This is a genomic window from Ruminococcus sp. 1001713B170207_170306_F1 (assembly GCF_015668065.1).
Taxonomy (GTDB): Bacteria; Bacillota; Clostridia; order Lachnospirales; family Lachnospiraceae; genus Blautia_A; species Blautia_A faecis.
The window spans coordinates 21,804-34,963 of record NZ_JADPEX010000010.1 but is presented as its reverse complement, the minus strand read 5'-3'; the positions used below and the strand labels follow the sequence as shown (position 1 = coordinate 34,963).

The following is a 13,160-nucleotide window of genomic DNA, read 5'->3' as shown; positions in this document are numbered from 1 at the left end:
TTCCTCCTGTCAGCGAATGCAAAGGCTGTCTGCCATTACGCAGCGTCTTCTCTTGGTGAATGTACTTGCACTTGTAAGTCCTTCACCAGTACGGCTTGCGATTGTGAATGTACAGTAACCTTCTCCGCCGAATCCAAGTGCTGCATAGGAAGGTGCATTCTTAACAAGGATTGCGGTGTCGATTGCTTTCGCATATTTGGTGATATTGTCAATGTTCTTGGAATGAATGTGTGCAGAGTGGCGGTTGCCATGCTCAAGCCATACAGCCTGCTCTACTGCATCATCAAAATCTTTTGCCCTTACAACGCCAAGGATCGGCATCATAAGCTCTGTAGCGATAAGTGGATGTTCCTTCGGTCCTTCAAATACGATGCAGCGGATATTTGCAGGAGCATTTACTCCGATCATGGAAAGTAATGTTCTTGCGTCACGTCCAACGCATTTACGGTTCAGCTTGCCGCCTGCAAGAACAACTGCTGTAAGTTTATCCTGTTCTTCTTTGGAAGCAAGGTAACAGTCATTCTCACTTACCAGATAATGCATAAGCTCATCTGTAATAGAAGCAACTGCTACGATTTCCTTCTCTGCGATACACGGAAGGTTGTTATCGAATGTACATCCGTTTACGATATCCTGAGCAGCTTTTCTTACATCTGCTGTCTCATCTACAACTGCCGGAGGATTTCCTGCGCCAGCGCCGATTCCACGTTTTCCAGAGGAAAGGACTGCTGTTACAACGCCAGGACCGCCTGTTGCTGCGATAAGCGGGATATCTTTATGTTTCATCATAATATTGCTTGTCTCTAATGTAGGTTTCTCTACTGTTACTGCGATATTGTCCGGGCCACCTGCTTCCAGGGATGCCTCATTTAAAAGATTAATCGCATAAATAGAGGTTTTGATTGCTGCCGGATGCGGATTAAATACAACTGTATTTCCACCTGCCAGCATACCCATTGTGTTGCACAGAATGGTTTCACTTGGGTTCGTACACGGAGTGATTGCTCCGATTACGCCAAACGGTCCCATCTCGATCAGAGTAAGTCCTCTGTCGCCTGACCATGCTGTAGTGCTGAGATCTTCTGTACCAGGGGTCTTATCTGCTACCAGATGATGTTTCAGGATCTTATCTCCTACATTTCCCATTCCGGTCTCATCAACACCCATACGTGCAAGGATTTCTGCATTTTCTTTTGTTTTTCTTCGAATGCAGGTAATAATTTTTTCTCTCTGGTCCAAGGACATTTTCCGAACGATCTTCTGGGAAGCTTTCGCAGCCTCAATGGCCTCGTTCATATCTGTGAAAATTCCATGTTTACCGGCCGGAGCGTCTGCAATCTGCATTTTCGCCATAACTTCCTGTACAATATCCTGTACCATGCTCTCGCTGATTGGCATGAGATTGTTCCTCCTTAACAATTGCCTGCAGCTGCCTGATTCTCTCACAGCTGCGGCCTTTATATTTTCTGATTATTTCAGTCCTAACTGAGCCATAACCTGTTTGGTGATCTTAGCTACTAACTCTGCATCTGCATTAGCTGTATCTGCTGCCGGAGCATCGCAGTTGCCGCCAACGAAATCATACTGATATCCTGGGAACTGTTTATAGTCTTCGTTGTGACATGCACCACCGCAGTTATGGCAGTTCATGCCATCTTTGTTCTGGCAAAGGCTTGCCGGATGTTTTCCAGGCATACCGAATTTACGACGGATCTCATAAAGTTTCTTAATGTTCTCTTTATCAAATTCCTTCGGGCCTCCAAGAAGTTTGCTCTGATACAGAAGCTGTGCATAGAATTCTACGGACTCCATCTTCATGTATGCAGCGTTCAGGTCTGTGCTCCAGGTAAGAGCTCCGTGGTTCTCAAGAAGAACTGCATCGAAATATGGAAGATATTTCTCAAGGTTATCCGGAATCTCCATTGTAGAAGGTGTACCATACTCAGCGATCGGAACACATCCAAGAGCGATAACTGCCTCTGGCATGATTGGCTGTGTAAGCGGAATACCGGCAATAGCAAAAGATGTTGCATAAATTGGATGAGCATGTACAACAGATCCTACATCAGGTCTCTTCTCATATACTCTCATATGCATCTTGATCTCAGATGATGGTTTGAATCCCGGGTTAGCCTGAAGAACATTTCCTTTTGCATCTACTTTACAGATGAACTCTGGAGTCATAAAGCCTTTGGATACACCAGTAGGTGTGCAAAGGAACTCATTGTCATTCAGTTTTACAGAGATGTTTCCATCATTTGCAGCAACCATGTTGCGGTTATAGATTCTTCTTCCGATGTCGCAAATCTGTTTTTTGATTTCGTATTCGTTTACCATGCTTTTTTCCTCCTTAAGCACATTCAGGTGCGGTGGATTATGTATGTTATAGTACCGCACCGGGTAACTTATCATGGCTAGGCATAGCTAGCCTGTTACTTTTTTTGGTTATGTTGTAAGTTTACACCATTCCACATTATAAGTCAAGGTTTTTCCGTTGTTTTATGTTGTTTTATGTGGATTTTTTTCTAGATTGCTATGTTGTTTTTCGTGGTTTTACTGTTTTTCCCCATTTGGCAGCTATTTTCTAATTCACAGGATCAGAGGCATCTTTTTCCCACGGCATTACATCGCCATCTTCCCTGAGATATTCCAAAATCTCCGGAATGCCCTCCTGCTGCCTGGAGTCTACATAAAAGATTTTTTTACAGCCGGCAAGCTCCAGCCAGGACGTGGCAAGTTTTACATTTGCATCCGGATTGTGGATTTTGGTAACAATTCCAATTACTTCACGGTTGGCCATACAGGTAATGCAAGGTGGAAAAAGGCAATACGGTTCCGTGGCAGATACCAGCAGCCCTACCACATCTGATTCATATGTATACAACGCCAGGGCGTGTCCCAGACCTTTCGTCTGGGCATACTCTCCTGGCGTATCTACGATCACATCAAAATTATTTACATATTGTGTTTTATGATAATGTATTTTTTCACCATGCAGGGCCTGGGTCAAAGTAGTTTTTCCAGCCTCGCTGCGACCGATCAGAACAAGTTTCTTCATATTCTGTCAAGTCCTTGTAATGGGGCATAAAGTAAAGCCCAGTTTATTTCCCACATAGTCCAGAATTGCGCTGGTAGAAGCTTCTACTTCCGACACAGTACCTGTGATGATCAGGCTTCCGCTGAAACGATCAACAAACCCCAGTTCAACGCCAGATGATTTCATCGCAATATCTGCCATAATGATAGCAGTTTCTGCCGGACTTACAGTCATGATCCCAATGGCCGCTCTTGAGTAATCCAGAGATGGATCAAGACCCAGCTTGGTGTAAAGAATCTTATCCGGATTGGCAATGATATGTGCCAGGGAAATCTGCTTGCCTGGCACAAGCTCCTGTACGATTCTCTGTTTCATTTCCGGAGACATATTATCTGTGTATCCCATTTTCTCCTCCTGAATAAAGAGTTTTTATAATCTGATTTGATTATACCTTTCTGATTTCCAAGTGTCAACAAAAAGCAACATTTCCTGGCATGTTATATGTGGTTTTTCTTGTAGTACAATGTTGTTTTTATTTGTTTTCTCTGTTTTTTCTTATTTATGATTGACATGTTTTTTTCCCTCTGGCATACTAAAGTTAACTGTAAATGGCTTTTCAAAACACTTTTATAGTGAAATTACCAGCTGCATATATTCACGTAATCTTGACTAGGAGATGATTTTATGTATCTTTCTGATATACACACACATTCCATTGCCAGCGGACACGGCACAACCTGCACCATCAGCGACATGGCAAAGGCTGCTTCTCAAAAAGGGCTGAAGCTTCTTGGAATCACAGACCACGGACCAGCCACTCTGGCTGCCGGAACTTCTTCTTATTTCCGAAGCCTGATCTATTCGCCCAGGAAGCGTTTCGATGTGGAATTATTATATGGAATTGAACTGAACATTCTGGATACCGATGGAAAAACAGATCTGCCACAGGAGCTTCTTGATAAGCTGGACTACGCAATCGCCAGCATGCATTATCAGAATTTCCGGCCAAAGACCAGGGAAGAAAATACTGCTGCTTTTCTGAACGTAATGAAGAATCCGGTTATAAAGATCCTGGGACACATTGATAATCCCCAGTATGACATAGATTACGACGCAGTTGTAAAGGCTGCCGGTGAAAACGGTGTTCTCCTTGAGATCAACGAAGCTTCCCTGGCACCTTACGGATATCGGGGCGATACCCATGCCAACTGCGCGCAGATCCTGTCCTGCTGCCGGAAGTATCTGGTTCCAATCGTGCTTTCCAGTGACAGTCATGGAACAGAGCATATTGGAGACTTCACTTATGCCGCTGATTTCGTTCATAATGCTATGTTTCCAGAGGGTCTGATTCTCAACAACCAGATTCCGAAATTAAAGATGCTGTTAAGCATACGATAAAAAGGATCCAGCTTGCAGAATTCCAATGGAATTTTGCGTTGCGCAAAAACTCTCCGAGAAATATAAATACGTAAGCTTAACTTCGTATATATTCCGGAGAGTTTTTTATACTTATTTCTTTGATTACTCATTTTCATTTTTATGATCTGCTTCTCTTACTTTCTGCATCATCGCAGCAAGTTCCTGATATTTTCCTGTCACATAACCGTAGTTTTTCTTCTTATGAGGTAGCTGACAATTCGTACAATCTTTAAATCCCTTCTCATTATATTTGAAATTTCCGCCGCATTTTTCTCCAAGGGCATAAAGCGGGCAATAGCAGAACAGACAGTTAAAGTTCTCTGGATCAGCTCCTTTATGGCATGGAAAATACTCACATTTCTTATGGCTGAAATAAGCGTATTCTTTGTCTTCCCAATATTTTTTCTCCATATTTCTCTCCTTATCTCATACAACTCAAAACAAAATATTCTTTATATTCTATTTCGTAATGCACAAAAATCAAATGATAAAAATGACTCCCGCTTACAGGAATAGAATATTGCCAGAGCGTGTTTAAAAAAGGCTTTCTGTAAGATGTGCGTCACACCCTGCAGGAGATTACGAGAATAATTCTACAAACAGGCTCAGGAAAAGTGTAAAAAAAATACCGCATATGCGGCTTCTGAATCATCATTATTTAAGAGGGAGCGATGCTACTCCGGGGTAGAATATGATCCGTTCATATATACGCGGAGGGAACGGTTTCATCCGAAGTAGTATCGCCTGCCATTTAATCTGTATAATTCTTCTGAACAGGCGATCATTCCATAAAAAATGTCCACTCACAAAAGCGGACAACATCTCAGGGCTGCGGATTCCCCAAAACTGGTTGTTACACTTTCATCGGAAGTTTAACCTCGCCATACCAAGCAGGTTTCCTGGCTCCAGAATCATCACTTCCTCTCTCCTTCTCATGCGTAAGCACAATGGACTATGAGATTCGCTCCTCTGTTACAGTGACCGGATCGCTCAGGTTTCTCACCTGATTCCCTCTTTCTGCCAGCTTATAGCTGTCAGCACTTAATATGTTCACTATGGAATTATACTGACATCATATTACCACCGGTCACTGTCTTTGTCAACCATTTGAAAGGATTTTTTGTTATTTTTTTATCAACCTGATGGTGCTGTCACGGCGTGAACAGCAGCGTCAGCTTCTCCAGAATCTTCTCCATCAGGATTTTCGCTGTTTTTTCATGAGATCTGTGCCCAGGGTGCTGCCTTGATCCAAATTCTCCTTCCTGTGTATCCGGAAGCTTCACAAATTCCACGCGCTCATCCCCTGTTTTTCTTTTATAATTCCCCACTGCTTTCTCAAGCGTAGGCAAAATCTCAGCTCCAAGCATTCCATAACACCACAGAATATAGCTTTCTGGATTACATACGCGCAGTTTTCTCAAAAAGTCTTCCACAGCCTTTCCAACTCTGTCCATATTCTTCGTGCCGCTGCTGTCGTTTGTCCCCAGATTCACTACGATCACATCAGGCTGAAACTTCTGGAAATCCCATTTTTCCATAGCACCCAGTTGTTTGTTTCTTTCTCCATTTAAAAGACCGCACACCTGCTCATAATATAGCGGGATTGCCTGCTGCTCATTGCCTTCCCAGGAACAGAAAACGCCCCAGCCGCTCTGACTGATGCAATTGTACACCGCGCCCAGTTCTTTTGCTGCCATATATGCATAATTATCCACGGCATTGAAGCAAAAGGAATTCCATGTCATTTCTTCTCCTGCACCGCTGCCGCCCTCACCAGAGGTAATGCTGTCCCCTATTACCTCCAATCTGAGCTTTGGTGTTTCAAGAGGTAAAAACTCACCGTCAGTTTCAACCTCCAGAAGCTGAAGCAATGTTTTTTCATCTGTGGGAAACGCAGGGGTATCACGAAGAAGCTTTACATTTCTTACCTTATCCCTTTCCATATTACGGAAAAGACAGATTTCCTGTTCTCCCTTATTTACTATAAGCCGTTGGGACAATACGCCGTCTACGATCACATCCACCCATGGCTCAAAAACATCATAATCGGAGCGGATTTTCACCCATATTTCTGTTGCTTTTACATTCAGTTCAATTCCGGAAGCGGTCCAAAATAGTGTTACCGGTTCCAGACTGCCATTCGTTCTTCCTAATATTCTTAAATATGGAATTTCCTTCATCTGATAATGGCTAAGCATTTTTCTCCACCTCTCATCTGGCTATACGAAATATTTATGTTACGATTTTCAGACAATACTTTTATTCTTACTATACTTCTTTTTTCTTTGCTTTTCCACATTATTTTCAGTAAAAAGCCCCTTCCGGATTTTCATCTCCGGAAAGGGCTCACAAATTCATTTATTCAGATTACACAAGACGTCTTACAGAAGTAATCGTTCTGTATGCAGCATTATCGCTGACCTTGATGCCATCTCTGGCATTGGATGCATGGACAATCTGTCCATTTCCCATATAAATTGCAACATGTCCGCCATAGCAGATCAGGTCGCCTGGCTGAGCATCCGCATAGGATACTTCATATCCGGCATTCTGCTGCTCATAAGATGTTCTTGGAAGACTTACGCCAAAGTTTGCATATACACTCTGCACGAAGCCGGAGCAGTCAGCACCACTGGTAAGGCTTGTTCCTCCCCATACATATGGGTTTCCAACAAACTGTGTTGCATAGGATACAACAGAAGAGCCAGAACCTGAAGAACTGCTGGCTAATGAACTGTCAGAAGAACTATCTGAGGAACTGCCGGAGCTGCTTGCATCGGAATTATAATCAACTGTATTGTCAGTATCAATTACATTACCATACTCATCATATTCATAATCAGAAGATCCATCAGAAGAACCACTTACAACATTTCCATCTTCATCATACTGAACATCTTCTGAAGAATTATCTCCATTCTGAGCTGCTTCCTGGGCTGCTGCAGCTGCTGCGGCCTCTGCCTCTGCCTGACGTCTTGCCTCTTCTTCTGCTGCAATACGTTCTGCCTCAAGCTGCTCAATTTCTGCCTGCTGCTGTTCCAGAAGGTTCGCATACTCAGTAGCCTGCTGCTGTGCATATGCGATCTCGTTCTCGCAATCAGCACTGTTCGCACGGGTTACATCCAACTGATACTGAAGGTTAGACTGCTGAGCCTCATATTCTTCCTTCATGGTCTCAAAATCAGCCTTCTCCTGCTCATACTGTTCTTCTAACTTCTGAACCTCTTCAATTGTTCTTGCATATTTCTGAAGGCTCTCTCTGTCCTGCTCATACATCTGCTGTGTATACTCAGCTCTGGTAAGAAGGTCTGCAAGGTTATCTGCATTTAACATCATCTGGAACCATGCATTATTTCCACCTTTTTCATAAAGATACTGGATACGTTTCTTCATGGCGCTGTACTGTTTATCCTTGGCATTCTGTGCCTTGGTCAGGTCGCCCTGTGTTTTTTCAATTTCTGCTTCCTTGGAAGCGATATCATTCTCAAGAGTCTGAATGGAAACCATCACATTTACAAGATCAGAATTCAAAGATTCGATCTGACTCTCAAGCTGCTGCTTCTGATCCCACAGAGCACTCATACGTGCATATGTAGCATCCAGCTGCTGACTTGTCCAAGCCTGCTCTTCTCTTAAGTCACTCTCACGGTCAGCCATTACGCTTACAGCCTGTGAGCCGCACATTAAAATTGCCAGTGTCAGACATACAATTCTTTTCTTCATGTTTCATCACCCTCGTTAATCATTTTGATAATCTAAAATAACTTAATTTGTAATATGTTTGCAATATTTCATTCAATCTTGCTACATATTAACACACCCTTGCAAAGATTTCAACCCTAATTTGCAATAAATTTTAAATTTCTGTAACATTTCGTAATATATTCGTTTGAATTAAGCTTTTTTCCACAAGAAAGAATCCTGCTTTGCAGGATTCTCCGCCTGCGGCGGGTCGCTATAAGCGACATCTACCTTTCCGCCGCTTCTGGATCCTGCCCGGCAGGGCTTTTTTATGCTATAGGGAATTCCAACGTAATTTCCTATAGCATAAAAAAAGAGAACCGGCGTTTCCACTGGTTCTCTTCCATATAATTATTATTTTCCAAACAGGTCATACAGAATCTGATCTGCTGTCATATTATAATAACCATCCGGATCAGAAAGTGTATTTCCATTCCATCTCAGATAGTTACCATTTCGAATATAGTTTCCAACAGATGGATGATAATTAAAAATACTGTATCCGGAATACAAGGACATATACTTCTTCGCAAGGGCTACAGCCTCACTGGAATAGCTTCCTGTAGGTGTGGTAGTTCCGGAAATCTGGACACCTGCCTGCGGAGTAGAGTGGATGATAACAACACTCTTATCACTGCACTGACCAAGAACGATCCATGTATGACCATCATTGTATCCGATATCGCCAGGCTTCAGCTCCCAGCCATTCTGTGACAGGTAGGACTGGTTTACAATTGTACCCCATCCTTTGCCCTTGTAATAGCTTCCGATCTCACCAGATACCACTGTGTATCCATAACCTACGCCTGACTGAGTCTGCATTACCTGGTAAGCGGACCAGCCTACAAAGCCCGAACAGTCAAAGCCCTTCGCACGGTTCGAGGTGGAAAGATCACGATAATTATTGTAGTCATATCCAGAGGGATTAGCTGACCATTTATTGTACCAGTTGGTCATGGTATCGCTCAGACCTTTTCTGGTAGAATCATTCCAGCCGCCGCCCCATACATAAAGAGCCTTTCCTACTGGCATCAATGCTCCTGCCAGATAGTTCTTGATCGTTTTGCTTCCTGTATTTCCATCTGGTGTAGGGTCATTCTGCTTCTCACCCTGGCATACACCAGTGTCAGAGAACACATAAGTAACACCGTCAATTGTCTGTGTACCTGTATACATAGCTCCTGTAGTAGGGTCAAAATAGTACTTGGTACCTTTATCTGTATTCTCTACCCAGCCGGTTGCCATAGCACCGGAGCCACTGTAGAAATAATATGTAACATTGTTAATGGTCTTAAATCCAACTGCCATAATTCCATTGGTCGAAGTGGAAGAAGTGCTGGCAAAATACCGCTTCACTCCGGAGGAACTTGTCAACCAGCCTGTAGCCATAATTCCTGTCTTGGAAAAATAGCGGATATTTCCTTTGCTGTCCTTTACAAAACCAGTAGCTGCAACGCCTGACTTAGCGTAAAGGTAATAGGTCTTTCCGCCAAGCTTCAGCCACTTTGTCTTCATGTATCCGGTTGATGGTGCAAAGTAACGACGCTGTCTCTTGGAATTGGAAAGCCATCCAGTTACCATAACACCTGCTTTGCTTGTGAAATAACGCTTTCTGCCCTTTTTATCTTTCACCCAGCCTTTCGCCTGAACACCGGTAGATTTATTAAAATAATATTTCTTACCGTTCAGGGTAAGCCATCCTTTGACTTTCTTGCCGTTTTTATAGTAGTATGTTTTCCCTTTTACTGTACGGAATCCATTCTTCGTGGCAGCCTGTACATCTCTTGATGTACTATGGCATGTAAAACCGGCTGCCATAAGCATTACCAGCAGCAGGATACTCCAAAGTCTGAATTTTTTACATTTGTTTTGCATACTTACCTTCCTTTTTAATTAATCTGTTGCTGTCCACAGGTAATACTGCTGTCCAGCAAACACAACCCCTGTTATTATCATCTTCAAGTTTTTACAAAGTTGTTACAGCTTTATGTAGCTCATTATATTACAGTTTCCATCTATCGTCAACCCGAAAGTAAAACTCTGTAAAGTTTTCACAATATTTTCGTATTATTTTCTCTTTAAAAGCAATGTTTTCAAAGGTATTTTCCATAAAAAAAGAACAGTCCCACACAATGTGAAAGAACTGTCCTTTTATAAATTCTGTAATATTTCTGTTATAAAGTAATTATAACAGATGTTTTCTTAATTCTTCTCCGCTCAGAGCGCTTAAGTAAGCAGGTGCTACATCAAATACCGTCTTGCAGCCATTCTGTCCTTCCTGGTTCATGCGGTATGCAGCTCTTGCATATGCAATGATTACAGAAGAAGTAAATTCCGGATTGGAATCCAGTTTCAGGCTATATTCGATCACATGGCTGTTCTCATCGTTCCAGCCAGTCTTGCCTGTGCGGATTACAAATCCACCGTGCGGAATTCCGCTGTGGTCACGTTTCAGTTTCTCTTCGGAAATAAAATGTACTGTGGTATCGTATTCATCAAAGTAGTTCGGCATAGTCTTGATCTCATTCTCAATTCTTGCAAGATCAGCGCCTTCTTCAGCTACTACGAAACACTCTCTGGTATGTTTCTCCCTTGTAGTAAGCTCCGGATTCTTTCCGCTTCTTACTGCTTCCAGTGCAGCCTCAACCGGGATAGTGTACTGTTTGCCATCCTTTACCCCTTTGATACGGCGGATTGCATCAGAATGTCCCTGGCTTACGCCTTTTCCCCAGAATGTGTAATCCTTGCCGTTTGTCAGGATTGCATTTGCATACATGCGGTTCAGGGAAAACATTCCCGGATCCCAGCCTACAGAAATAATTCCAACATGACCGTTCTCAGAAGCTGCTTTGTCCACATTTGCAAAATGTTCCGGGATTCTCTTATGGGTATCAAAGCTGTCTACCACATTGAACCACTGGGCATACTTAGGTGTCTGCTCCGGCAGATCAGTAGCACTTCCGCCGCAAAGAATCATAACATCAATCTGGTCTTTCATCTTCTCAGCATCATCTACAGAATATACCTTCGCTGTCTCTGTCAGAATTTTAACACTTTCAGGAGCACGACGGGTAAAAACTCCCACCAGTTCCATATCAGGATTGTGTTTGATCGCACATTCTACGCCACGTCCCAGGTTACCATATCCCAGGATACCAATACGAATACTCATTATCTGATTCCTCCTATACTACCGCACGCCAGATGCACAACCCCCACAAATGGTCATGCAGCCCCCAAAAGCTGTATTATCCCATACGAACGTCAGATGCTTCACGTCTGCGGTATCTATATCTATTTCACGCTTTAACAGTTTAATACGTGCGAGTTTTCTTGTCAATTGATTTTTAACAAAATCTGTCATTCAAAGGTTACTGTTCTCTGGTAACATCAAAACACCTCAAAAAAGAATACTGTACAATGGCATCCTTCTCCACGGTACAGTATCATAAACTTCTACTTTATCAACAGCACAGCACTCCGCTTCCCGGACAGCACATTCCGCAAAGCGCATTCGCCAGACAAAGCTTCAGGCACATATCATCCCCTGCCACTGGCATTCCTCCAAACGGTCCCTGCTGTGTCTCATACCAGCTTCCGCCACCTTCCATCCGGTTCAGGAGCATACGGTACTGCTGATTATTCGGCTCCTGGCGCACAGCTTCACGAATATGCTCCAGCGCTTTTACATTATTCCCCATTCCCATGTTCGCCATGGAGGAAATATAATACCACTCTCCATTCTTCTGGGAAAGGGAATTCAACACATTCATAGCCTCCTGATAATGTCCGCTCTGAACAAAATTAGCTGCTGCACGTCTGCGCACACTTTCCTCATCTTCATAAGTGCTCTGGCGCTGCTGTCCTCCAAAGCCGCCAAATCCTCCATATCCATAACCACCGTATCCGCCGGAAGATCCACCACTGCTTCCATACTCGCGTTCTCTCATGATCTGCTCATATGCCTGCTGTACTTCCTTAAACTTCTCTTCTGCCTGATCCTTGTTCGGATTGTTAATATTCGCATCCGGATGGTACTTCCGGCTTAACTTTCTGTATGCCTTCTTTATTTCTTCATCTGTTGCATTTCTGGAAACTCCCAGTACGCTATATGGATCCAACATGTTCTTTCTCCCGTTCTTCCCTGCGTTTCCTGCTCACTTCCTCGAAGCGGCACCACACACCGGAATATAAAATGTTCCGAAGAATATCCCCATATTTAATAATAGGAAGCTTCTCGAATTCTCTGCAGGTTTCTGCCATCATCATCATAAGGATCTGGCGTACTTCCCCTTCAAACCCTTCCATTGTATATTTTTCTGCGAAAGGATTGTAATCTTTATTTTTCACATCTTCTTCCACATCATCATATGCATCCAGAAGATAGATGAATTTGCCAAGATAAAAGCCAATTCTTCGAAGGCTTTTCTCCCACTCATCCTGCCTGTAAGCAAGAATCTCCTCCATAATATGCCCAAAAATCCCGGACATTCTGTCTATATCTGTCTCTCCCTGTTTCTCCAAAGCGGAAAGCTCATCCAGAAGTTCGACGATCCGCTTCGCCTTATCTGGATAAAGTTTTAACAGACGGTTATTTTTCCCCTCGAGAAGCCTGGCGTAACCAAGCTTCACATATTTTCTGTCATCGTTCCAGTCATCCAGACATTTATAATAAGTTAAAAGTATATTCATGTCTGCACAGTATTCTGTCATCACATTCTTTCGAACTGGCTGTTTTCTCACAGGATGAAGAATGCATCTGGTAGTGCCCTTGTACGTCTTTGGCTCATAAAGGCCGGAAAGAAGCATGATCACAAAAGTCATATCATAGCTTAATGTAATCTGGCCGGATATCCCGTATTTCTCACGCAGTTCCCTGCAGAGTCCGCAGTAAAAAGTTCTGTACATGTCAAAATCCTTCATCTTGATCTCCGGCTTGTTCATTACAATATATCCAAACATA

The 13,160-nt window shown here is 43.0% G+C and carries 12 protein-coding genes and 1 riboswitch; of the genes, 1 reads left to right on the top strand and 11 read right to left on the bottom strand.

Features of this window, described 5'->3' with window-relative positions:
- Positions 1-9: 9 nt before the first annotated feature.
- The 4 genes from I4V84_RS08085 to I4V84_RS08070 form a co-directional block, all read right to left on the bottom strand.
- Positions 10-1,398, bottom strand: coding sequence for an aldehyde dehydrogenase family protein (locus I4V84_RS08085; protein ID WP_118577776.1), 1,389 nt, complete (start codon positions 1,396-1,398; stop codon positions 10-12).
- Between the two features lie 72 nt (positions 1,399-1,470).
- Positions 1,471-2,337, bottom strand: coding sequence for a class II aldolase/adducin family protein (locus I4V84_RS08080; protein WP_118577777.1), 867 nt, complete (start codon positions 2,335-2,337; stop codon positions 1,471-1,473).
- A 247-nt stretch (positions 2,338-2,584) separates the two neighbouring features.
- Positions 2,585-3,058, bottom strand: coding sequence for a EutP/PduV family microcompartment system protein (locus tag I4V84_RS08075; protein ID WP_195991568.1), 474 nt, complete (start codon positions 3,056-3,058; stop codon positions 2,585-2,587).
- Between the two features lie 6 nt (positions 3,059-3,064).
- Positions 3,065-3,442 carry a BMC domain-containing protein gene (locus I4V84_RS08070; protein ID WP_173773174.1) on the bottom strand — a complete coding sequence of 126 codons (378 nt, stop codon included), beginning with the start codon at positions 3,440-3,442 and terminating at the stop codon, positions 3,065-3,067.
- Positions 3,443-3,721: 279 nt separating this feature from the next.
- Between I4V84_RS08070 and I4V84_RS08065 the strand changes: the two genes are divergently transcribed.
- Positions 3,722-4,435 (top strand): phosphatase, encoded by a 714-nt coding sequence (locus I4V84_RS08065; protein ID WP_118577779.1) that lies wholly within the window; start codon positions 3,722-3,724, stop codon positions 4,433-4,435.
- A gap of 123 nt (positions 4,436-4,558) precedes the next feature.
- On the opposite strand, the gene I4V84_RS08060 is transcribed toward I4V84_RS08065, so the two are convergent.
- The 7 genes from I4V84_RS08060 to I4V84_RS08030 all read right to left on the bottom strand — a co-directional run bounded on the left by I4V84_RS08060 (position 4,559) and on the right by I4V84_RS08030 (position 13,159).
- Entirely contained in the window at positions 4,559-4,867 is a 309-nt protein-coding gene (locus I4V84_RS08060; protein ID WP_195991561.1) for a cysteine-rich small domain-containing protein, read from the bottom strand.
- Positions 4,868-5,327: 460 nt separating this feature from the next.
- A riboswitch (cobalamin riboswitch) is annotated at positions 5,328-5,516 on the bottom strand.
- A 91-nt stretch (positions 5,517-5,607) separates the two neighbouring features.
- The gene (locus I4V84_RS08055) at positions 5,608-6,654 is read right to left on the bottom strand and encodes a GDSL-type esterase/lipase family protein (protein WP_195991559.1); all 1,047 of its coding nucleotides are present in this window, start codon (positions 6,652-6,654) and stop codon (positions 5,608-5,610) included.
- Between the two features lie 169 nt (positions 6,655-6,823).
- Entirely contained in the window at positions 6,824-8,179 is a 1,356-nt protein-coding gene (locus tag I4V84_RS08050) for a C40 family peptidase (RefSeq protein WP_195991557.1), read from the bottom strand.
- Between the two features lie 372 nt (positions 8,180-8,551).
- The gene (locus I4V84_RS08045) at positions 8,552-10,072 is read right to left on the bottom strand and encodes an N-acetylmuramoyl-L-alanine amidase family protein (RefSeq protein WP_195991549.1); all 1,521 of its coding nucleotides are present in this window, start codon (positions 10,070-10,072) and stop codon (positions 8,552-8,554) included.
- A gap of 310 nt (positions 10,073-10,382) precedes the next feature.
- The gene (locus I4V84_RS08040; RefSeq protein WP_195991541.1) at positions 10,383-11,369 is read right to left on the bottom strand and encodes a diaminopimelate dehydrogenase; all 987 of its coding nucleotides are present in this window, start codon (positions 11,367-11,369) and stop codon (positions 10,383-10,385) included.
- 292 nt (positions 11,370-11,661) lie between these two features.
- Positions 11,662-12,321 (bottom strand): J domain-containing protein, encoded by a 660-nt coding sequence (locus I4V84_RS08035; protein WP_118577784.1) that lies wholly within the window; start codon positions 12,319-12,321, stop codon positions 11,662-11,664.
- Positions 12,305-13,159, bottom strand: coding sequence for a DUF5685 family protein (locus I4V84_RS08030; protein WP_118577785.1), 855 nt, complete (start codon positions 13,157-13,159; stop codon positions 12,305-12,307). The genes I4V84_RS08035 and I4V84_RS08030 overlap by 17 nt, the downstream gene beginning before the upstream one ends.
- Position 13,160 lies beyond the last annotated feature (1 nt).